This is a genomic window from Cryobacterium sp. MP_M3 (genome assembly GCF_015752155.1).
GTDB lineage: Bacteria > Actinomycetota > Actinomycetes > Actinomycetales > Microbacteriaceae > Cryobacterium.
On the sequence record NZ_JADOVI010000009.1, the window covers coordinates 60502 to 81242 of the forward strand.

Consider the following 20741-nt stretch of genomic DNA (forward strand, 5'->3'; position numbering starts at 1 on the left):
GGCCGGGGCTGAGCCGGCCGGGGCGACCGGCCGCAGCCGGTTTCAGCGCGCCTCGTCTAGGGTGCGCGGAGTGCCAGGGTCACGGCGACGCCGATGAGCAGACCCGCGGCGCCGCCGGCGGTGACGAGCAGGATCCCGCGCGCCGGGCGCCGGTCCGGCCGGGCGTCGCCGAGTGAAGCCGGGGTGGCGCCGGGCTCCGGGTCGTCGTCCTCCGGACCGAAATCCGGCCAGCCGCGAAAGCTGACCAGGACCAGGTCGAGGGCCGCGGCATCCTGGGCCAGCAGCCGGGTGAGCTCCCGGAGCCGGTGCTCGCCGAGGGTGGCGCTCACCGGCTCGCCGGTGTCTGGATCGGCGACCTCGCTCCGCGGCCCGTCGATCCGGGACCGTGAGCACACGGCCGCCTGCTCCTCGCCGAGCCCGACCAGGGGGTCGGGGCGCCCGCCGGGGGTGCGGCTGAGCGGATGGGCCCGCCACCAGAGCGCATCCTGCACATCGTGCCGGCCGCGGTAGGCGGCGCGCAACGCGATCACCAAGCCCGGATCGGTCTCGGCCGCGGTTTCCAGACGACCGGCCACTGTCTTCAACGTCATCTGCAGCCCCCCACTGTCACTGCCAGCCTAACCACCCCCGAACGGGAGGTCCAGCGGCAGGATCCGACCGGCTCAGCCCGTCGTGGTGCTTCCGCACCGCGCCCGGCGCACGGTCTCGCACGGGGACGAGTGCGGGGTGGGAGTGGAACCGTGGGGCACGGCGCGGGCGCCGATCGAACCGGTCGGGAACCAGTCGATGTCCAGGTCGAACGTGGTGGGTGTCGAGCCGGCCACCATGGCGCCTGTCACGGTGGCGCCGAGATGCAGCCCCCGGCGCGCGATCTCGTCCGCGGTCGCGCAGGCCGCGCTGCTGCCGCTCCCGTCTTGGTCCTGTTCGACCAGGCAATACCGGCCGTCCGTGCGCTGTGCGGCGTAGACGCCGAAGTTCCCGGCGAGCGGGGGCGTGGTGAGGGCGGCCCGGATGGATTCGGGCCGGTATTCCGGGCCGAGGTCCAGGATGCTGCCCGCCAAGCCGGTCGAAGTCGCGTGTTCCGGGGTCACCTCGAAGATCCGCAGGGCGGCCGCCGCCGGCGCGGTGGACGGGCGGGACGGCACGAATTCGCGCGGCACCGCCGGGCTCGCGACCGGGCTCCCGCCGGGATCCGGGGCGAGCGCTCGTTCGAGTGCCGGTCCTGGCTGCCAGGCGCCGAGTCCGAGACCGATGCCGATGCAGGCCCCTGCGAGGGCCGCCGGACGGCTCCGGCGTCCCCGCATCTTCGGCTTTCCCGCATCCGTCTGCGCAGCGGCCGGCAGTCGTCGCGCGAGGTGCTCCCGTTCTACCCGCATCTTGATTCCCCGAGCCGAGAATAGTCCGGCCCGCGCATCCGGGGAAGGTGTCCCGGCGCAGAATGGAGGCATGCCCAACCGACTTGCCGACGCGATCAGCCCGTACCTGCGCTCCCACGCCGGCAACCCGGTCGACTGGCACGGCTGGGGTGCGGAGGCCTTCGCCGAGGCCCGCGCGCGCGACGTGCCCGTGCTCGTGTCGATCGGTTACTCGACCTGCCACTGGTGCCATGTCATGGCCAGGGAGAGCTTCAGCGACCCCGTTCTCGCCGACTATCTCAATGCGCACTTCGTGAGCGTCAAGGTCGACCGGGAGGAACACCCCGACGTCGATGCCGCCTATCTGGCAGCCGCGAGTGCGTTCGTCGGCGGCCTGGGCTGGCCGCTGAACGTGTTCGTCACCCCGGAGGGCCGGGCGTTCTACGCGGGAACCTACTTCCCGCCGCAGCCGATGACGGGGCATCCGTCGTTCCGGCAGGTGCTCGCGGCGGTGACGGATGCCTGGACCACCCGCCGCGCCGACGTCGCAGAGAGCGCCGACCTGGTGGTCGAGGCGCTCGCCGCGGCCGCAGCGCAGGGAACGACCGCCGGAGCACGCCCGGATGCGGCAGCCCTCGACGAGGCCGTCGCGGCCCTGGTCGCCCAGGAGGACCTGGTCTTCGGCGGTTTCGGCGGCGCCCCCAAGTTCCCGGTCGCGCCGGCCCTCGGCTTCCTGCTCGAGCGCGCCGGCGGCCGGGACCTTGCCCTGCGCACGCTCAAACGGCTCGGCGCCTCCCCGCTGCGGGACCCGATCGAGGGTGGCTTCTTCCGCTACGCGGTCAACCGCGACTGGAGCGAGCCGCACTACGAACGGATGCTCTACGACAACGCCCAACTCCTCGACCTCTACACGCAGGCGTGGAGGCTCACCGGCGAGCCGTGGGCCCGAGCCGTGGCCGAAGGGATCGCACGCTTCCTGACCTCGGTGCTCATGCTGCCGGGCGGCGGCTTCGCCAGCGCGCAGGACTCCGAAAGCACTGTCGACGGGCGGCGCGTCGAAGGCGGCTACTACACCCTCGATGAGGAGGCCCGGAAGCTGCAGTCCCGGCCCGCCCTCGACGAGAAGGTGCTCACCGGCTGGAACGGCCTCGCCGTCGCCGCCCTCGCCCGGGCCGGATTCGCCTTCGACGACCGGGGACTCCAGGCGGCGGCCGTCAGCGCGGCGGACAGGCTGCTCGACCAGCACCTGGCCGACCGGGGGGCAGGCGGATTAGATCTCGTGCGCGCGTCGATCTCGGGGCGGGTCTCCGGTGCCCGGTCGACCCTCGAGGATTACGGGATGTTCGCACGCGGCCTCCTCGAGCTCGCCCTGGCGACGGGGGAGGTGCGCTATGCCCTCGCGGCACGCCGGCTCATTGACGCGACGCTGCAGCCGGTCCGGGCGCCGTCGGACCAGGCGGCGCTTCCCTTCCGGGTGCCGAACGGCGCCGATCCGGTGCTGGCCGCGCAGGGCATGGACCTCCCCGTCGACCCGTCGGAGGGTGCCTACCCGTCCGGCCTGACCTCGATCGCCGGAGCCGCGTGGCTGCTCCACCTGCTCACCGCGGACCCGCGCTACCTGGCCGCGGCCGAGTCCGCGATGGACGTGCTCGGAGGGCAGCTCACGGCCCGTCCGCTCGCGTTCGGCGCGTCCCTGCGGCTGAGCGCCGCGTTGCTCGGCCCGGCCCGGCAACTGGTGGTCGTCTCCCCGGACGACAGCCCGGGCGCGAGCCCCGATGGCCTGCTCGCCGTCGCGCGCCGGCGGGCGAGCGGTCTCGTCGCCGCGGTGACCGAGGCGCAGGCGAAGGCCTTCGCCGACGCCGGCTTCGACCTGTTCCGGGAGCGGACGACCCGCTCCGGCCTGGCCGCCGCGTACCTCTGCCGGGACTTCGTCTGCAGCCTGCCGGTGACCGACCCGGCCGATCTGCCGGCCGATCTGCCGGCCGATCTGCCGGCCGATCGTCCGGCCGGGAAGCCGGGCTCGACCGGGCGGTCGACCGGGACGACAATGGGCGCATGACCATCCGGATCAAGCGTGTCTACGACGACCCGGCCCCCGACGATGGCAGCCGGGTGCTGGTGGACCGGCTCTGGCCGCGGGGCGTCTCCCGGGAACGTGCGGAGCTCGACGACTGGATCAAGGACGTCGCCCCGAGCCCCGCCCTCCGCACCTGGTGGAACCACGACCCCGACCGGATCGATGAATTCGCCGTGCGTTACCGGACCGAACTCGGTGCGACGCCCGCGACCGCCGAAGCCGTGGCCCGGCTGCGGAGCCTGGTCGCCGCGAATGCACGGACCGGCACAACCACGACCCTCGTCTACGGTGCCAGGGACCCGGTCGTGAACCATGCCCGCATCCTGGGCGAATATCTCGGGGCGGCGCACCCCGAGAGCCTCCCGGTCAGCGCGCCGACGACCCCCTAACATCGAGCCAACACCAGGCGTCAACAGCTCCGACCGAGGAGCCGGCCGAAAGGATTCACAATGGTTCCCGAAATCAACATCTGGGCGGTGCTGCTCGCCACCGTCTCGAGCATGGTCGTCGGCAGCGTCTGGTACTCCCGCCGGGTCTTCGGCACCTATTGGATGAAGGCGGTCGGCCACGACGAGGAGAGTGTGCGCACCGGGTCGGCGGCCCCGCTCATCCTCACCGTCATCGTCAGCTTCATCACCGCGTGGGTGCTGGCCGGGGCGGCCGCGATCGCCCAGAACTTCTACGGCGGCAGCTTCCTCGTCAATACCCTGCTGACCTCCGTCATCCTCTGGGCCGGCTTCACCGCGGCACGGATGGCCACCCACGACGCCTTCGACCGGCGCCCCTGGGGCCTCACCGTGCTCAACATCGTGCACGAGCTGGTCACCCTGATGCTGATGGCCCTCATCATCGGGCTGTTCGGCATCAGCGCCCTGTAGAACAGCCCGCAGAGGCGAACGGTCACGGGCCCGTTTCGGGGCCGTGACCGTTCGCGTTTCCGGCCCGTCCCGGGACGTACACTGAGAGAAGCGCCACCGCGTTCCGCCGGCTGCTTCGCACTCGGTTTCAGGACGGGTGTGCGGTCGTGCGACAAACCGGACGCACTCTTCCCGCTGGTGAACCTGGCGAACGAGTGTTCCCAATTCCAGAGGAGGACCATGGCTGATTACAATCGCCCCACTGCCGACCGGCACGCCCCGACCGGACACGGCACCGAATCTGACGCCACCGGCACCTCCTCGGCCGAGACGCCGACCGGCCACGCCGACGGCGCCGCCGTCAGGAGCAGGGGCCTGTCCGACACCGCCTCGATCCCGGTCCTCTCGCTCAGCAACGAACCCGAACTCGTGCTCCGCGCCGTCGACGCCCGCACCCGCCGCTTCGATCGCGAAGACCTCGTCGTGCGTAAAGGCGAGATCGCGCTGGTCAACGGCCACTTCACCCCGCGTGAATCCATGATCAAGGACCTCCTCGCCGTCGCGAGCGCCCTCGACCTGGCCGGAATCGACTTCCTGCTCGTGCGCGGGGACCACGACCGCCCGACCATCGCCGTCGACCGCAAGCGCCGCAAGCAGCTCACCCGCATCCTCGCCGCCGCATTCGCGAACGAGCCCTTCTACGCGAAGCCGCTCGACGGCGATCTGACCCAGCCCCTCCTGCTCGCCGACGGCGCCCTGGCCACGCTGCGCAAGTCATCCGTCTTCCGGGTCTACCGGCCCCGGATCGAACCGATCGGGCGGCTCCGCTACGGCTCGGAGACCGCGTTCCAGTTCGAGCTGTGGTACTTCGGCGAGGATGAGATCGTCGCGCCGGTCGAGAACTCCCTGATGCGCACCCGGATGCCCCGCGGCGAGGCCCGCGAGACCACGATCGACCTGTTCGGACGCAGTTGGCGCACCCTGCAGCACATGTTCGACGACCTGGCCAGCGACATCAGCTTTGACATCGACCTGGTCTTCTCCTGGGTCGACGGCTCGTCCAGCGACTTCCAGCGGGAACGGGCCAAGCGCATGCAGGCCTACGTCGTCGGCGAGGGCGACGACTCCGACGCCCGGTTCCGCCAGATCGACGAACTCAAGTACGCGCTCCGCAGCGTGTACATGTTCGCGCCCTGGGTGCGTCGCATCTTCATCGCCACGGATTCGCCCGCGCCCGAGTGGCTGGCCGAGCACCCGCGCGTCACGATCATGCGCAGCGAGGACTTCTTCCCCGACACCAGCGCCCTGCCCACGCACAACTCGCACGCGGTCGAAAGCCAGCTGCACCACATTCCCGGGCTGGCCGAGCACTTCCTCTATTCCAATGACGACATGTTCTTCGGCCGCCCGGTGGGCCCGGAGCTGTTCTTCTCACCCGGCGGCATCACCAAGTTCGTGGAGGCATCCACCCGGATCGGCCTCGGCGACAACGACCCGTCCCGGAGCGGCTTCGAGAACGCGGCCAGGGTGAACCGGGCGCTGCTGCGCGAACGGTTCGGCAAGGTCACCACCCGGCACCTCGAGCACACGGCCGCGCCGCTGCGCAAGAGCGTGCTGCGCGAACTCGAGGCCGAGTTCCCCGAGGACTTCGCCCGCACCGCGGCCAGCCGGTTCCGTTCGGCGACCGACATCTCGGTCACGAACTCGCTCTACCACTACTACGCGCTGATGACCGGCCGCGCGGTGGAGCAGACCCAGGCGCGCTCCCTCTACATCGAGACCACGCTCAAGCTGGCCCTGCGCCAGATGAACAAGCTGCGCAAACGCCGCGACCAGGACATGTTCTGCCTCAACGACGGCAGCTTCCCCGAGATCTCCGACGAGGTGCGCCGCGCCGCGGTGACAGACTTCCTCGAGCGTTACTTCCCGATCGTGGCTCCGTGGGAGCGGGAGAGCCAGGAGAATGACCGGCTCGGCACGTCGTCGGTCAGTTCAGAACCCGGATCGGCATGGTCATCGGCGGCTCACGGAACGCTGGCAGAGTACCCGCGGGCATGATCTCGATGCCCGACTCGGCCAGCCGCCTGCTGCTCTCCGCGGCGTCGATGTACTCCAGCGCCGGGTAGCTGCCGAGCGGCACCACCGAGTGCAGCACCGTGTCCGCGTAGACGTGCACGAGGTTGAAGGTGCGCGCGCCGTCCTGGCCGCGGGTGCCGCCGACCGGCACGTTGAGGTCCTGGGTGTAGCAGGTGGCCGAGGCGACCGACACGGGGATGCCGGCGAACATCGCCGTCGACGAGTAGTGCAGGTGGCCGGCGAGGATGCTGCGCACGTCGGTGCCGCGGAGCACCCGGGCGAGCGCGGCCTGGCCGCGCAACTCGACCGAGACGGCGAGATCGAGAACGCTCGGCACGGGCGGGTGGTGCATCGCCAGGATGGTGCCGTCGGGCGCGGGCACGCTGAGCTCCCGGCCCAGCCAGGCCAGCTGGGCCTCGCTCACGGCGCCGTAGTGGTGACCGGGAACCGACGTGTCCAGGGTGATCACGCGCAGGCCGCCGATGAACTCGACGTGGTCGATCGGGGCCGTTGACGCCGGCTCGCCGAGCAGCGTGGTTCGGAAGGCCGACCGGTCGTCGTGGTTGCCCATCACCCAGATGACCCGGGAGCCGAGCCTGGCCGCGGCCGGCTCGACGATGGAGCGCAGGGTGCGATAGGCATCCGGCTCACCCTTGTCGGCCAGGTCGCCGGTGATGATGATCGCCTCCGGCCGCCCGGTCGAGGCCTCGACCTCGGCGAAGAGAGAGGCGAGATGCGCGGCACTGTCGACCCGGTCGTACAGGCGTTCGCCCTGCGCGAGCAAGTGAGTGTCACTGAGGTGAAGCAGGAAATGGTCCGGCCTGGGGTATTCGGCCGTGCGAATGTTCACGGAGCTTCCATTCGTTGGTACTAGGAGCACTCTTCGGTGAGTGCGCTGACTCTACTCCGTCTATTCGATCAGTAGTTCTTGAACATCCGGTGTACGCCACGCGAACACCGCGGAAGGGGCCCGGAGGAAAACCCCCGGGCCCAACCGTTTTCCGCGTCTAGGACACAGCCTTCTTGTCGGCTTCCTTGATCTGCATGACCTGCTCTCCCGAGCCCTTCACCTCGATCTTGCGGGGCTTGGCGGCCTCGCTCACGGGGATCGTCACGCTCAGCACCCCGTTGTTGTAGGTGGCGCTGATGTTCTCGATGTCGATGCCCTGGCCCAGGTTGAGCTGGCGCAGGAACGACCCGGCCATGCGCTCACGAGTGAGCCACTTGACGTTCTCGTGGTTCGCCATGGTGCGCTCGCCCCTGATGGTCAGGAGCTGACCGTCCACGTCGATGTCAACGGAGCCGGGGTCGATCCCGGGTTTCACGGCCTCGCAATCGGCCGAAGGTCCCGCGGCGTTCGCGCTGAGCGAAGCTCAGTCCCGGGTATGTCCCGGGTGTGTCCCGGGGGTGTCCCGGGCGTGTCGCGCGCGCCGCACGCTCAGGGATGGGTCAGGCCGGAGGAGGAGCCGGGCAGTGTCGGCTTGTCGATCTCGTCCTGCTCGTACGGCTCGATCGGCTCGTTGGCAGCGTCGGCGGCGCGGCGCCGTTCGGCCTCGAAGTCGCCCTCGAGCCCGGTGAAGCCGCCCAGGCCGAAGCCGTGCCTGCCCCCGGATTTCCTGCCGGTCCCTGCCCGGCCCCAGTGCCAGTTGAACATTCTCCCAAGCTACGCCCCCGGCGGGCCCAGTCAAGGTCTGGCGCACGCTGTGCGCGAACGCCGGGCAGGATGCCGGGGCCCGGTGGTGGGTTGTGCAGCCGGGCATGGGAAACTGGACCGTGCGCACCACCTCGACGACCAGTCCCCTCCGCTATGTCGTGGGTGCTTTCTGCTCGATCGCGGTATTCGTCGTGATCTACCTGTTCTCGGTACGCACCCTCGCCGGCCAGACCATGGACCAGCTCGCCTTCGACGGAGCGGAATTCGGCCGGCGCAGCGTGACCCCGTTCACCCAACAGGTGCTCGACGCCCTGCCCGTCGTGTCCGTGATCGCAGGAGCGGTGATCACCGGCATCCTCACCGCCGTCCGCCGCAACGTGCGCACCCTGGTCGTCGCGATCGGTGCTGCCCTGGGCGCCGTGCTGACCACGCAGCTGCTCAAGGGCTGGCTGCTGACCCGGCCGGACCTCGGCGTCGACGGCTATGCGGGCAACTCGTTCCCCTCCGGGCATACGACGGTGGCCGCGGCATCCGCCCTCGCCGTCTTCCTCGTCTCCAGCCCGCGAACGCGGTGGCTGAGCGCCCTGGCGGGCACCGCCTTCGCGGTCGTCGCGGGAGTGTCGACCCTCGCGAACGGCTGGCACCGGCCGAGCGACGTGATCGCCGCCCTGCTCGTCGTCGCGGTCTGGGGGTGCGCCGGTGGAGTGGCGCTGACCGTGTGGCGCGGCGATGACGCGACCACCATGAAGGCTCCGCCGGCTGCAGGGGCCCGGATCCAGCTGAAGATCCTGGTGCCGTTCCTCGTCGTGGCCGTCTCCGCGTTCCTGGTCACCTACTTCCGCGCGTTCGGAACCACGCCCGGGCCGCTGATCGCGTACATCGGCGGGGTGTCGGCGATCATCGCGGCCGGTTTCACCGTGGCGCTCACGGCGACCCGGCTGTTCTCCCGCCTGCCCTGACCCACGGCTCTGCCGGGAGGCATCCCAGACGCGCCACGATGTGTGGGGGGTGTGCCGGTGCGGGGCCGCGTGTAACACTGGGGGCTATGTCCGTCACTCTCAGAGCGCTGCAGACCGTGGTTCCGCCGACAATCCTGGTGCAGGAGCAGGTGCGCGACGTGTTCGCGGCCCAGCCGGGACTGAGCCGGCTGGCGCAACGGCTGGTGACGGCATCCTTCAACCTGTCGGGAATCGACCGCCGGCACACCGTGATCGACGAGCTCACCCTCGACTCGGACACCGACGACCCGCAGTTCTTCGACGCGGCCACGCAGCGCCTGCTGATGCCGGGCACCCGGGTGCGCAACGAGCTGTACATCGTCGAGGCGACCAAGCTGTTCGTCGAGGCCGGGCGCCGGGCGCTGGCCGCCTGCCCCGACATCGACGCAGCGGACATCACCCACGTCGTCACCGTGTCGTGCACCGGCTTCTACGCGCCGGGCCCCGACTACATGCTCGTGCGCGAACTGGGGCTGAGCCCGGCCACCCAGCGCTACCACCTGGGTTTCATGGGCTGCTACGCGTCGATGCCGGCGTTGCGCACGGCGAAGCAGTTCGTCGAGGCAGACCCGAACGCGGTCGTGCTGGTCGTGAGCGCCGAGCTGTGCTCGCTGCACCTGCGCACCTCGGACGACCCCGACACGATCGTCGCCTCCTCGCTGTTCTCCGACGGGGCTGCGGCCGGGATCGTCAGTTCCCGGGCGCCGCTGCCGGGGGAGCGGGCCCTGGAGCTCGACCTGTTCGAGACCGTGATCACCCCGGTCGGCGAGGGCGACATGGCCTGGAAGATCGGCGACGAGGGCTTCGAGATGGTGCTGAGCACGTATGTGCCGCACATCATCGACGAACACATCGAAGCGGCCCTCGCGCCGCTCTTCGCCCGGGATCTGTCCTTGGTCGCGGCGCTGACGCCGCCCGCCGCGGAGCCGGAGCGTGAACTGGTGGGCGCATCCGTCGGCGGGTCTGGGGCCGCACCCGCCGGGTCGCCGGCCGGAACACCCTCCGGCGTCGCCGCGCAGACACTGAGCGCTGCGATCGCGCACTGGGCGATCCACCCGGGCGGGCGCAGCATCCTGGACAAGACCGAAGCGAAGCTCGGGCTCAGCGAGGCGCAGCTCGTGCCGTCGCGGGAGACGCTGCGCCAATACGGGAACATGAGCAGCGCCACGATCCTGTTCGTGCTGAAGGCCATCCTCGACGCCCCGGCCACCGCCGACGGGGAACGGGTCTGTGCGATGGCGTTCGGGCCGGGACTCACCGTCGAGTCCGGGCTGATGACCGTCACCGCCGGCTAGGCGACCGTGGGCATCCCGTCGCTGCGGCTGCGCGCGAGCGACGCCGTCGAGCTGATGGACGACCCCGACTGCGACCCGGAACGGCTCGACCGCACCTACGCGAACTTCCGGTTCGTGAACGCGGTCGTGTCGGGCTGGCGTGGGATCTACCGGCGGGAGATCCGCCCGGAGTTGTCGCGCACGACGGAGAGCACCCTGCTCGACATCGGGTCGGGCGGCGGCGACATGGCCAGGGCGCTGGCCCGCTGGGCGGCCGGGGACGGGCTGCGCCTCACCGTGACCGCGATCGACCCGGATCCCCGGGCGCACGCTTACGCCACCGGGCTGCCGCCGCTGCCGGGGCTGACCTTCCGGCGGGCGCTGAGCTCGGAGCTGGTCGCCGAGGGAGCGCGCTTCGATTTCGTCGTCTCCAACCATGTGCTGCACCACCTCTCCGCCGAGCAGCTCGGCGGCCTGCTCGTCGACTCCGAGCGGCTCGCCGCCGGCCGGGTGCTGCACGGCGACATCGAACGCAGCCGGTTCGCCTACCTCGGTTTCGGCCTGGGCACCTGGCCGTTCTTCCGCCGCTCGTTCATCCGCGACGACGGGCTCACCTCGATCCGGCGCAGCTTCACCGCGGCCGAGTTGCGCGCCGTCGTGCCGCCCGGCTGGCGGGTGACCCGGGAGCGGCCGTCCCGTCTCGTGCTGCGCTGGGCGCCCCGATCCGCGCCGAGATCTGCCGTTCCGGTCGAGACCGCCCCGCGCACCGGGCGGGCTCGACCGAAACGGCAGATCTCGGCGGAGGAACGGGCGGCCGCGGCTTCGGTCGGCGGGGCTTCGGTCGGCGGGGCTTCGGTCGGCGGGGCGACGGATGCCGGGGCGACGGATGCGTGACGTCATCGTCGTCGGCGGGGGACCGGTCGGCATCCTGCTGGCCGGGCTGCTCGCCGTGCGCGGCCTCGACGTGGAGGTGCTCGAGCAGCGGAGCGAGCCGTCGCTGCGATCGCGGGCCATCGGCATCCACCCGCCGTCGCTCCGGGCGCTGCGGCAGCTCGGAGTCGCGGACACGATCATCGAGAGCGCGGTCCGCATCAGCGGCGGGGAGGTGCGCTCCGACGGACGCCGCCTCGGCCGGCTCCGGTTCGCCGAGACCGCCGACCGCTACCAGCGCGTCATCTCCCTGCCCCAGTACGAGACCGAGGCGGTGCTGCGGGCCCGGTTCGAGCAGCTCCGGCCCGGCTGTTTCCGCGGCGGCGTGACCGTGACCGGGGTGCGCGACCGGGGCGACCGGGTCGAGCTCGTCGCTGGGCCCGGCGCGGGGGAGCCGCTCGAGGCCCGCTACGTCGTGGCCGCCGACGGTGCCCGCAGCGCCGTGCGCGACCTGCTCGGCATCCGCTGCGCCGCCCGCACCGGCGGTGAAACCTACCTGATGAGCGACTACGCCGACACGGGCGAGCACGGCGCTGAGGCGGTGCTGTTCTTCGAGCGGGGCGGGGTGGTCGAGTCCTTCCCGTTGCCGGGCGGCCGGCGCCGGTGGGTGGCGATGACCCCGTCCCTGATGACGGGCGCGACCAGCGCCGACCTGGCGGCCCTGGTGCGCGCCCGAACCGGAATCGAGTTGCCCCCGACGGAGGCGGTGGCGAGCTCCTTCGCTGTGGCGCAGCGGCTGGCCCGGCGGCTCGTGTCCGGCCGGGTCGTGCTCGTCGGCGACGCCGCCCACCAGATCAGCCCGATCGGCGGGCAGGGCATGAACCTCGGCTGGCTCGACGCGCTGCAGCTCGCCCCCGCGCTGGAACGGGCGATCCGCGAGCCGGCGACCGCGGCATCCGTTCTCGCTGACTACGACCGTCGCCGCCGGCGCAGCGCCCGGATGGCCGCGCGGCAGGCCGGCTTCAACATGGCGATGGGCCGCCCGGCGCGGGGCCTGCGCCTGCGGGCGCGGAACGGCCTCGTGCGCGCGCTCGCGGTGCCGCCGGCGAGCATGGTGCTCGCCCGCGCGTTCACCATGCGCTGGCTCTGACCCCGCTGATCCTGCCCGCCCGCCGGTTCAGGGCGACGTCACGTGCATAACTCCTGCAATCCGGCCGACGGGCGCCGAACTCGCCCGGGATTCCGGGGCAGTGTCCGGCCGGAGGCAGAAATTGCAGGAGTTACGCAGGTCAGGCTCGGGGGACTCCGCCGAGCGCTACTGGCCGACGGCGACGGATGCCGCCCCGAGCAGCGTGTTGCGGCTCACCGCCCCGGAGGCATCCGTGGCGAGCTCGAAGCTGCGTCCGCCGAAGACGAGGCCGCGCACATCGAGCGCCCCGGCGATCGGCAGGGGTGAGACCCGGAGTTCCTCGGCCTGCGCGTCGGGTTCGAGGCCGAGGATCGTGCCGAGGACGGCGACGGCGGACGCGGCCGACCAGGCCTGCGGGCGGCAGGCGGCCGGGTAGGGGATCGGCGCGGCGGACTCCTCGGTCGAGTGGCCGGAGTGGAGTTCGGGCATCCGGTAGTCGAAGCCCTCCGCGGTGCGGAGCAGCCCCTCGATCAGGACGGCCGCCTCCGCGCCGAAACCGGCCCGGCCGAGGCCGGCGATCGCGATCGCGGTGTCGTGGGTCCAGACCGAGCCGCCGTGGTAGCTCAGCGGCCAGTAGCCGGTGGAGTCGGTCGACATGGTGCGGAGGCCGTAGCCGGAGCTCAGCTCGGGGGAGACCAGGCGCCGGGCGACCAGGCGCGAGCCCTCCTCGTCGAGGATGCCGGTGCCGAGCAGGTGGCCGATGTTGCTGGTGACGGTGTCGACCTTCTGCTTGTGCGCGTCGAGGGCGACGGCCGGGTAGGCCCCGTCGGGGGATTCGATCCAGAACGCAGCGTTGAAGCGGGTCTTCAGCGCGGCAGCCCAGTCGCGCCAGTCCGCGCCGCCGGTGCGGCCGAAGTGGTCGAGCAGAGCGGCGCCGCCGATGGCGGCCTCGTAGGCGTAGGCCTGCACCTCGCAGAGCGCGATCGGGCCCTCGGAGAGGCTCCCGTCGCGCCACTGGATGGAATCGCCGGAGTCCTTCCAGCCCTGGTTGGCCAGGCCGTGCCCGGTCGAGTCGACGTATTCGAGGAAGCCGTCGCCGTCGCTGTCCCCGTAGGAGCGCATCCAGACCAGGGCGGTCTCGAGGTGGGGCAGCAGCGCCTCGACCTCGGCGTCGGGCATGCCCCACTTCCAGGCGTCGTGCAGCAGGTTGATCCACAGTGCGGTCGCGTCGACCGTGCCGTAGTAGAGCGGCGGCAGGGAGGTGTCCTCGCCGGGCATGTTGAGGGTGCCCGGGCGCAGTTCGTGCATGATCTTGCCGGGCTGTTCGGCCGTCGCAGCGACCGTCTCGGTGCCCTGCAGCGCGGCGAGCACCCGCAGGGTCGAGCCGGCGAGGCCGGTGCCGAGCGGCAGCAGCATCCGGGCGGCCCAGATCGAGTCCCGGCCGAAGAGGGTGAAGAACCACGGCGCCCCGGCGGCGAGGAACACGTCGTCCGGCTGGTCGCGGGTGACCATCCGCAGCCCGGCGAGGTCTTTGAGGGCGGTGTCCACCCAGGCGCCGAGGCGGGAGTCGTCGGCCCGGGCCGTGACGCCGGCCCAGTCGGATGCCCCGCTCGCGCCGCGGACGACGGCCGACGGGTCGACGATGGCCAGTTCCCAACTTACGCTGACGCTGCCGTGGGCGGGGATCGTGACGCTCCAGCTCGCGGTGGTCAGCCCGTCGGCGTCGACGACGAGGTCGGCGTCGGCGGAGGAGAACGAGGCCGTGATCGTGCCGGAGGAGTAGTGCACCCCGGCGTCATCGAGCACGGAGGCGATCTCGACGTCGGGCGTCAGGACCCCACCCTTGACGTCGTGGATGATGTCGAACGACGGCGTGAGCTCGAGTGTCACGGTCGTCTCGATCGGGTCGGTGATCGCGCTGGTGAGCTCGATCGTCTCGGTCACCCGGCCGTCCCGCGCCTGGCGCACCCGGGTGAGGAGTACCCGGGGGTCGGCGCCGCGGCCGTCGAGGTGGCGCAGCAGGGAGACGAAGCGGAGCGTGGCGGCATCCGTCACGCTGTGCGAGATGTTCTCGGGGACCTGGCCGCCGACGAGCAGGGTGAGGGCGCCCACGATGCGGGTGTCGGAGTGGTAGATGCCGTGCAGGGGGCGACTGCCCATCGATCCGTCGGGGGAGGACCAGACCTGGGTGGGCGCCGACAGGGCGACGAGCTCGTCGTGGAGCAGGGGCTGGTGGGGGTGCTTCGGTGTCCCGGACATGCGTGAATTCACGACTCCTCGGTGATTCGGTGGATTCGGTGAGCCCTGCAGTAGTGCATTCGAGGCCCGCTGTGCGATTGATTGTTGACAGATTCGCGTATTCAGGTAACGTAGCACTCAGGATTTGAACGATCAAACTTTTGAACGATCAAATCACCACTTACCGCAAGGAGGCACCGTGGACCGGTTACCGACGATCGAAGACGTCGCACGTGCCGCCCAGGTGTCCAGGCAGACCGTGTCCAACGTGCTGAACACCCCGGCGATCGTCAAGCCGGAGACCCGAAAGCGCGTCGAGGTCGCCATCCGCAAGCTGGCTTACCGGCCGCACGCCTCGGCCCGCCGGCTGCGGATGCGCAAGTCCTCCACGATCGCCATCCGGCTCGACCCGATGACCAACGGCATCTCGGGTGCGCTGCTCGACCGATTCCTGCACGCCCTGACCGAGCAGGCGGATGCCCGCGGCATCCGGATCCTGCTCTTCACCGCCGCCGACCCGGCCGCCGAGATCGAGCAGATCCGCAAGCTGCGCGCCGGCGCCGACGTGGACGCGTTCGTGCTCACCGCCACCTTCCACGGCGACCCGCGCACCGAATGGCTGGTGGAGAACGACGTTCCCTTCGTCACCTTCGGCCGGCCGTGGGGCGCCAACGACATGAACAACCCGAAGCACCTCTGGGTGGACGTGGACGGATTCGCCGGGATGCGCGAGGCGGCCATCCACCTGATCGACCAGGGCTCCTCCCGGGTCGGGTTCGTCGGCTGGCCGAGCCTCTCCGGCACCGGCGACGATCGCCGCCGCGGCTGGCAGGCCGCCGTCGAGGAACGACTCTCCACCAGCGACGACGACCTCGCCGCCCTGAACCTGAGCGTGGAGGACCGCCTCGAGGACGCCCGGGATGCCGTGGTCGCGCTGCTCGAGAGCGACGAGAGGATCGACGGCCTGGTCTGCGCGAGCGACACGCTCGCCCTCGGCGCGATGATCGCCGCGGCATCCGTCGGCCGGAGCGACCTGCCGATCATCGGCTTCGACAACTCGCCCGTCGGCCAGGCCATCGGCCTCTCCAGCGTCGACCAGACCCTCGACGAGGTCGCCCGTGGCGCCCTCGAACTGCTGCTCGGCGAGACCGGGGGAGACCTCGTGCACCGCGACGCCGCAGCCGGGGACACCCGTCACCGGCTCATCACACCTCACCTCGTCATCCGGCAGCCGCTGCGGCTGCTGGCCCCTGACGCGGCATCGACCCCCACCGCAACCAAGAGTGCGGTCGGCAATCACAAGAATGGAAAGGAAACACAATGAAACTACGACGAGGAGCACGCTGGGGTGCTGTTCTGGTGGCCGGCGGACTGTTGGCCAGCCTGGCCGCCTGTTCGTCCGGTGGCAGTGACAGCGCCGGCGGCGACGTTGCCGGGCAGAAGCTCACTGTGCTGATCGGCTCGAGCGGCGACGCCGAGACGAAGGCCGTGGGCGACGCGGCCAAGGCCTGGGGCACCACCAACAAGGCGACCGTCAAGGTCGTCGCGGCCAACGACCTCACCCAGCAGCTGGGGCAGGGATTCGCCGGCGGCAACCCGCCCGACCTGTTCTACATGGGCTGGGACCAGTTCCAGACCTACGCGAGCAAGCAGTACCTGGAGCCCTACGCCGACAAGGCCGCGAACAAGGATGCCTACTACCCGGCACTGAAGAGCGCGTTCAGCTACAAGGACAAGTTCTACTGCGAGCCCAAGGACTTCTCCACCCTCGGCCTGATCATCAACACCGAGAAGTGGGACGCGGCCGGCCTGACCGACGCTGACATCCCCACCGACTGGGCCGGCCTCGAGGCCGTCGCCAAGAAGCTCACCACGGCCGACACGGCCGGGCTGTCCTTCGGAGCGGAATACGCCCGGATCGGCACCTTCATGAACCAGGCCGGCGGATCGATGCTGTCCAAGGACGGCAAGAAGGTCACGGCCGACTCGGCCGAGAACCTCGCCGGACTCACCGAGGTGAAGAAGCTCCTCACCGACGGCGTGCTCAAGTTCCCGGCAGACCTCGACTCCGGCTGGAGCGGAGAAGCGCTCGGCAAGGGCAAGGCCGCCATGGTCATCGAGGGTCCCTGGATCAGCGGGCTCAAGACCGACTACCCCGACCTGAAGTACAAGGCCGTCGAACTTCCCGCCGGCCCCGGTGGGCAGTCCACCTTCACCTTCAGCAACTGCTGGGGCATCCCGGCCCAGTCCAAGACGACAGCCGCCGCCGAAAGCCTGGTGAAGTTCCTCACCACCGACGAGCAGCAGCTGAAGTTCTCCGACGCCTTCGGGGTCATCCCGTCGACCGAGTCGGCCGCCAAGGTCTACTCGACGACGTACCCCCAGAACGAATCGTTCGTCAAGAGCAACGACTACGCCGTCAGCCCGGTCGCCTTCGCCGGCGCATCCACCGTGATCAGTGACTTCAACTCCCAGTTGCAGGGTCTGGGCACGGGCGACCCCAAGGCGATCCTGAGCGCGCTGCAGACGAACCTGCAGGACGCCCTCGACGCCGCGAACAAGTAAGCAGGACATCATGAGCGCGATTCGGGGCAGCAACAATCCAACAACGGATGCCGGCACGGCATCCGGTGGGGCAGGGGCGGCCCCGAATCGTCGCCGTGGCACATCCCGGCCGAGCAGGAACCGGCCCAGCCTGCACCGGGGCGAGGCGAAATACGGCTGGCTGTTCATCACCCCGCCGATCATCATCATCGGCATCTTCCTGGTCGTGCCGGTGCTCCTCGCCGTCTGGGTGAGCGTCAGCGACTGGAGCGGGCTCGGCTCGCCGCTGAACCCGCAGGTCAGCTTCGTCGGGTCGAAGAACTTCGAGGCGGTGCTCTCCGATCCGGGGCTCGCCCAGAAGGACTTCGGCACCTCGATCCGCAACAACCTCTACTACGTGGTGCTCGTCGTCCCGCTGCAGACCGCGCTGGCCCTGTTCCTCGCGGTTCAGGTGAACCGGCGCATCCTCAAAGGGCGCGGCTTCTTCCGCACCGCGTTCTACTTCCCCTCGGTGACGAGTTCGATCGCGATCACCGCGATCTGGCTGTTCCTGTTCGGCGCTACCGGCGCCGTCAACAAGATCCTCGGCTTCTTCGGGGCCAGCGGCCCGGTCTGGTTCGCCGACCCGCGCGGCGTGCTGCACATCATCCTCGGCGCCTTCGGGGTCTCCGCCGCCCCCGACGCGCTCGCGGGCGGCGGGATGCTCGGGGTCAGCTGGTGGGAATGGCTGAGCGGGCCGAGCGTGGCCATGTGCGCCATCATCCTGCTGGCCGTCTTCACGACGTCGGGCACCTTCATGCTGCTGTTCATCGCGGCCATACAGGCGATCGGCGCGGAGGTCGACGAGGCCGCATTGATGGACGGCGCGGGCCCGTTCCGCAAGTTCTTCTCGGTGACCCTGCCGATGCTCAAGCCAACCCTGTTCACCGTGCTCACCCTCGGGCTGATCGGCACCTGGCAGGTCTTCGACCAGATCTACCTCACCGGCGGCGGCAAGCCGGGCAAGACCCTGCTCACCCCGGCGTACCTGGCCTACCAGACCTCGTTCAAGGACCTGAACTGGGGACAGGGCGCGGCGATCTCGTTCATCCTGTTCGTGATCATCATCCTGCTCACCGCCCTGCAGCGGTACGTGCTGCGGGACCGGAAGGACAAGGGCAAGGTGAGCCGGGCGCTGGCGGGGGCGATCGCCGCCGATCGCGTCGTCGTCGCGGCGAGCACCGTGGCATCCGCTGCGGACCGGGGGTCCTCGACGTCGTCGTCCTCCGGAAGCGCCACCTCGAACCAGGCCGGAGACGACAAATGAACGCCGTGACCACCCCCCAGGCCCCGCCCGCCGTCGCCCGCGAGGCGACGCCGGCCCCCACGATGCGCAAGCGGTCGATCGGCTGGCGGCTCCGCACCGGGTCTGGCCTGAGCTACCTCATGCTCGGTGTGCTCGCCCTCGTCTACATCTACCCGTTCCTGATCACGCTGTCCTCCGCGTTCAAGACCGACGACGAGGCCACCAACGACCCGCTCCGGCTGATCCCGCAGATCTGGTCGTTCGCGTCGTTCGAGCGGCTGTTCACGGATGTCCCGCTGCCGCTCTGGACGATGAACACGATCTTCGTGACCATCACGATCACCCTCGGCCGGGTGTTCTTCGACTCCCTCGCCGGCTACGCGCTGAGCCGGCTGCGGTTCCGCGGCCGCAGCCTCATCTTCGCGTCCCTCGTCGCGGTGATGGCCGTGCCCGGGGTCGTGCTACTGATCCCGCGGTTCCTGATCCTCAAGCAGTTCGGCATGTACGACAGCTACGCGGGCATGATCGTGCCGCTGCTCGTCGACGCGGCCGGGATCTTCATCATGAAGCAGTTCTTCGAGTCGATCCCCAACGGGGTGGAGGAGGCGGCCCGCCTCGACGGCGCCGGCGTCTTCCGCACCTTCTGGACGATCGTGCTGCCGATGGCCAGGCCCGCCCTGGTGACCCTGTTCATCCTGAGCTTCCAGGGCTCGTGGAACGAGTTCGGGCACTTCATCGTGTCCCGGCAGAGCCCGGAGACGAACACCCTCACCACGGGCATCGCCTCGCTGTTCTCCGGCCAGCTCGGCTCGGGAAACGAGTTCCCGCTCAAGATGGCGGCCGCAGTGCTGATGACCATCCCGATCGCGATCATGTTCTTCGTCTTCCAGAAGCGGCTCATCAACACCACCGAAGGCTCCGAGAAGGGCTGACACCGGTTCCCGGCCCGTGTTGCTCGTGCTGATGGCGCGAGCGACACGGGCCGTTCGTCTGCCCTGCCCGGGCCTGCGTTTCAGTGTGGCTGACTCCCGGGACGTGCTGAGTGCTGAACTGTGGCTGACTCCTGCACCGTGTTGAGCGCTGACCTGTTGCTAACTCCTGCAATCCGCGGCCGGCTTCTCGGGCCGCCGCGGAATTCCGGGGGTGGCTTTCCGGCCCGGCACCGAATTGCAGGAGTTAGCCACGCGCCGACGGCGGGAGCAGCTGCCGCAGGTGAGGCCGGAGGGGTGGCGACGCCTCCGACGGATACTCCGCTAGGGTGACGCCATGACTCGCCCCGATGCCGCCGGCCCTGACGCTGCGGGCCCTGGTGCCGCCCGCCCCGATGCCGCCGGCCCTGATCCCGTCGGCCCTGACACCCGCAGCCGCCGTGCCGCGCCAACCCTGCGCCCCGCCTGGGACCTGACCGGGCGCACGGCGCTCGTGACCGGGGCCGGCAGCGCCACCGGCATCGGATTCGCCGCGGCCGGGATGCTCGGCGAACTCGGTGCCCGGGTGGTGCTCACCGGGACGACCGAGCGGGTGCACGAGCGCGCGTCGGAGCTCGCGGCTCGGGGGATCGAGGCATCCGGCATCGTCTGCACCCTCGACGCCGAGGCCGGCGCGCGGGTGCTGGCCGAGGCGCTCGCCGGCGCGGGCCTTGCCCCGACGATCCTTGTCAACAACGCCGGCATGGTCGCCGTCGGCGACGCAGAGATGCTGCACGGTGACGTCATGACGAGCCCCGCGGAGTGGGACCGCGGCCTCGCCATCAACCTGTCGACCGCCTTCCACGCCACCCGCACCGTGGTCGGCTTCATGCGGGACGCAGGCTGGGGCCGCATTGTGACGGTGTCGAGCGTGAGCGGCCCGGTGATGGCCTCCCGCAATGATGTGGCCTACGCCGCGGCCAAGGCCGGGCTCGTCGGGCTGACCCGGGCGCTCGCCGTGGACGAGGCCGCCCGCGGCATCACCGCCAACGCGGTCGCCCCCGGCTGGATCGAGACGGGCTCCCAGCTCGAGAGCGAGGCGGTCGAAGGCGGGCTCGTGCCGGCCGGGCGGAGCGGAACGGCCGCGGAGGTGGCATCCGTCATCGCCTGGCTCGCCTCCCCGGGCGCCTCCTACGTGACCGGCCAGACGATCGTGGTCGACGGCGGCAACAGCATCGCCGAGGAGCGCCGCTGACCTCAGGCCGGCCCGGCCCCGTTCCGGCCCCGACGGCCGCCCCGGCCGGCCCGGCACAGCGGGTCTTCGTCCCCACCCGTGCATAACTCCTGCAATCCGCCGGCCGCCCCGGAATCCGGCCCGGGATTCCGGTGCGGCCGGGTGCCGGCCCCGGAATATGCAGGAGTTGTGCACAGGGCCGCGGTTGGAGGGGCCGCGGCCCGGAGGTTCCGGGTGCAGTT

Annotated in this window: 18 protein-coding genes and 1 pseudogene; 13 read left to right on the top strand and 6 right to left on the bottom strand. The window is 70.6% G+C overall.

Annotated features, from left to right (window positions below):
- Window positions 1-56 precede the first annotated feature (56 nt).
- Both IWX89_RS11555 and IWX89_RS11560 read right to left on the bottom strand, forming a co-directional pair.
- Window positions 57-590 carry a hypothetical protein gene (locus IWX89_RS11555; RefSeq protein ID WP_196903711.1) on the bottom strand — a complete coding sequence of 178 codons (534 nt, stop codon included), beginning with the start codon at window positions 588-590 and terminating at the stop codon, window positions 57-59.
- Between the two features lie 72 nt (window positions 591-662).
- The gene (locus IWX89_RS11560; RefSeq protein WP_196903712.1) at window positions 663-1376 is read right to left on the bottom strand and encodes a hypothetical protein; all 714 of its coding nucleotides are present in this window, start codon (window positions 1374-1376) and stop codon (window positions 663-665) included.
- 70 nt (window positions 1377-1446) lie between these two features.
- On the opposite strand from IWX89_RS11560, the gene IWX89_RS11565 reads away from it, so the two are divergent.
- The 4 genes from IWX89_RS11565 to IWX89_RS11580 all read left to right on the top strand — a co-directional run bounded on the left by IWX89_RS11565 (window position 1447) and on the right by IWX89_RS11580 (window position 6347).
- On the top strand, window positions 1447-3414 hold the full coding sequence (locus IWX89_RS11565; RefSeq protein ID WP_196903713.1) for a thioredoxin domain-containing protein: 1968 nt from the start codon (window positions 1447-1449) through the stop codon (window positions 3412-3414).
- A complete protein-coding gene (locus IWX89_RS11570; RefSeq protein ID WP_196903714.1) occupies window positions 3411-3821 on the top strand; it encodes a DUF488 domain-containing protein in 411 nt (136 codons plus the stop codon). The genes IWX89_RS11565 and IWX89_RS11570 overlap by 4 nt, the downstream gene beginning before the upstream one ends.
- 60 nt (window positions 3822-3881) lie before the next feature.
- Window positions 3882-4310, top strand: a complete 429-nt coding sequence (locus IWX89_RS11575; protein WP_196903715.1) for a DUF1761 domain-containing protein — start codon at window positions 3882-3884, stop codon at window positions 4308-4310.
- Between the two features lie 219 nt (window positions 4311-4529).
- Complete coding sequence (locus IWX89_RS11580; RefSeq protein ID WP_196903716.1) at window positions 4530-6347, top strand: stealth family protein; 1818 nt, start codon at window positions 4530-4532, stop codon at window positions 6345-6347.
- On the opposite strand, the gene IWX89_RS11585 is transcribed toward IWX89_RS11580, so the two are convergent.
- From IWX89_RS11585 to IWX89_RS11595, 3 genes and pseudogenes are all read right to left on the bottom strand, one after another.
- Window positions 6277-7215, bottom strand: a complete 939-nt coding sequence (locus IWX89_RS11585; RefSeq protein WP_196903717.1) for a phosphodiesterase — start codon at window positions 7213-7215, stop codon at window positions 6277-6279. The genes IWX89_RS11580 and IWX89_RS11585 overlap by 71 nt on opposite strands.
- Window positions 7216-7372: 157 nt before the next feature.
- Window positions 7373-7684: pseudogene (locus IWX89_RS11590) on the bottom strand (Hsp20/alpha crystallin family protein); the annotation flags it as partial.
- A 119-nt stretch (window positions 7685-7803) separates the two neighbouring features.
- Window positions 7804-8019 (bottom strand): hypothetical protein, encoded by a 216-nt coding sequence (locus tag IWX89_RS11595; RefSeq protein ID WP_196903719.1) that lies wholly within the window; start codon window positions 8017-8019, stop codon window positions 7804-7806.
- A gap of 104 nt (window positions 8020-8123) precedes the next feature.
- On the opposite strand from IWX89_RS11595, the gene IWX89_RS11600 reads away from it, so the two are divergent.
- The 4 genes from IWX89_RS11600 (at window position 8124) to IWX89_RS11615 (ending at window position 12311) form a co-directional block, all read left to right on the top strand.
- Window positions 8124-8978, top strand: a complete 855-nt coding sequence (locus tag IWX89_RS11600) for a phosphatase PAP2 family protein (RefSeq protein WP_196903720.1) — start codon at window positions 8124-8126, stop codon at window positions 8976-8978.
- 86 nt (window positions 8979-9064) lie between these two features.
- A complete protein-coding gene (locus tag IWX89_RS11605; RefSeq protein ID WP_196903721.1) occupies window positions 9065-10312 on the top strand; it encodes a type III polyketide synthase in 1248 nt (415 codons plus the stop codon).
- A gap of 6 nt (window positions 10313-10318) precedes the next feature.
- A complete protein-coding gene (locus IWX89_RS11610; RefSeq protein WP_196903722.1) occupies window positions 10319-11185 on the top strand; it encodes a class I SAM-dependent methyltransferase in 867 nt (288 codons plus the stop codon).
- Entirely contained in the window at window positions 11178-12311 is a 1134-nt protein-coding gene (locus IWX89_RS11615) for an NAD(P)/FAD-dependent oxidoreductase (protein WP_196903723.1), read from the top strand. The genes IWX89_RS11610 and IWX89_RS11615 overlap by 8 nt, the downstream gene beginning before the upstream one ends.
- 165 nt (window positions 12312-12476) lie before the next feature.
- Here IWX89_RS11615 and IWX89_RS11620 read toward each other — a convergent pair whose 3' ends face one another.
- Complete coding sequence (locus IWX89_RS11620) at window positions 12477-14561, bottom strand: glycogen debranching N-terminal domain-containing protein (RefSeq protein ID WP_307836528.1); 2085 nt, start codon at window positions 14559-14561, stop codon at window positions 12477-12479.
- 166 nt (window positions 14562-14727) lie between these two features.
- Here IWX89_RS11620 and IWX89_RS11625 point away from each other — a divergent pair, with 166 nt between their 5' ends.
- The 5 genes from IWX89_RS11625 (at window position 14728) to IWX89_RS11645 (ending at window position 20520) form a co-directional block, all read left to right on the top strand.
- Complete coding sequence (locus IWX89_RS11625) at window positions 14728-15852, top strand: LacI family DNA-binding transcriptional regulator (RefSeq protein WP_196903724.1); 1125 nt, start codon at window positions 14728-14730, stop codon at window positions 15850-15852.
- Entirely contained in the window at window positions 15849-17093 is a 1245-nt protein-coding gene (locus tag IWX89_RS11630) for an extracellular solute-binding protein (protein WP_196903725.1), read from the top strand. Before IWX89_RS11625 ends, IWX89_RS11630 begins: the two co-directional genes overlap by 4 nt.
- Window positions 17094-17103: 10 nt before the next feature.
- On the top strand, window positions 17104-18378 hold the full coding sequence (locus IWX89_RS11635; protein WP_196903726.1) for a carbohydrate ABC transporter permease: 1275 nt from the start codon (window positions 17104-17106) through the stop codon (window positions 18376-18378).
- Entirely contained in the window at window positions 18375-19289 is a 915-nt protein-coding gene (locus IWX89_RS11640; protein WP_374220512.1) for a carbohydrate ABC transporter permease, read from the top strand. Before IWX89_RS11635 ends, IWX89_RS11640 begins: the two co-directional genes overlap by 4 nt.
- 334 nt (window positions 19290-19623) lie before the next feature.
- Window positions 19624-20520 (top strand): SDR family NAD(P)-dependent oxidoreductase, encoded by an 897-nt coding sequence (locus IWX89_RS11645; RefSeq protein ID WP_196903727.1) that lies wholly within the window; start codon window positions 19624-19626, stop codon window positions 20518-20520.
- Window positions 20521-20741: the final 221 nt, after the last annotated feature.

Excerpts from the sequence above, each read along its gene's own strand:
- IWX89_RS11555 (WP_196903711.1), bottom strand. The coding sequence starts at position 590 with ATGACGTTGAAGACAGTGGCCGGTCGTCTGGAAACCGCGGCCGAGACC.
- IWX89_RS11560 (WP_196903712.1), bottom strand. The coding sequence starts at position 1,376 with ATGCGGGTAGAACGGGAGCACCTCGCGCGACGACTGCCGGCCGCTGCG.
- IWX89_RS11565 (WP_196903713.1), top strand. The coding sequence starts at position 1,447 with ATGCCCAACCGACTTGCCGACGCGATCAGCCCGTACCTGCGCTCCCAC.
- IWX89_RS11570 (WP_196903714.1), top strand. The coding sequence starts at position 3,411 with ATGACCATCCGGATCAAGCGTGTCTACGACGACCCGGCCCCCGACGAT.
- IWX89_RS11575 (WP_196903715.1), top strand. The coding sequence starts at position 3,882 with ATGGTTCCCGAAATCAACATCTGGGCGGTGCTGCTCGCCACCGTCTCG.
- IWX89_RS11580 (WP_196903716.1), top strand. The coding sequence starts at position 4,530 with ATGGCTGATTACAATCGCCCCACTGCCGACCGGCACGCCCCGACCGGA.
- IWX89_RS11595 (WP_196903719.1), bottom strand. The coding sequence starts at position 8,019 with ATGTTCAACTGGCACTGGGGCCGGGCAGGGACCGGCAGGAAATCCGGG.
- IWX89_RS11600 (WP_196903720.1), top strand. The coding sequence starts at position 8,124 with ATGGGAAACTGGACCGTGCGCACCACCTCGACGACCAGTCCCCTCCGC.
- IWX89_RS11605 (WP_196903721.1), top strand. The coding sequence starts at position 9,065 with ATGTCCGTCACTCTCAGAGCGCTGCAGACCGTGGTTCCGCCGACAATC.
- IWX89_RS11615 (WP_196903723.1), top strand. The coding sequence starts at position 11,178 with ATGCGTGACGTCATCGTCGTCGGCGGGGGACCGGTCGGCATCCTGCTG.
- IWX89_RS11630 (WP_196903725.1), top strand. The coding sequence starts at position 15,849 with ATGAAACTACGACGAGGAGCACGCTGGGGTGCTGTTCTGGTGGCCGGC.
- IWX89_RS11635 (WP_196903726.1), top strand. The coding sequence starts at position 17,104 with ATGAGCGCGATTCGGGGCAGCAACAATCCAACAACGGATGCCGGCACG.
- IWX89_RS11640 (WP_374220512.1), top strand. The coding sequence starts at position 18,375 with ATGAACGCCGTGACCACCCCCCAGGCCCCGCCCGCCGTCGCCCGCGAG.
- IWX89_RS11645 (WP_196903727.1), top strand. The coding sequence starts at position 19,624 with ATGACTCGCCCCGATGCCGCCGGCCCTGACGCTGCGGGCCCTGGTGCC.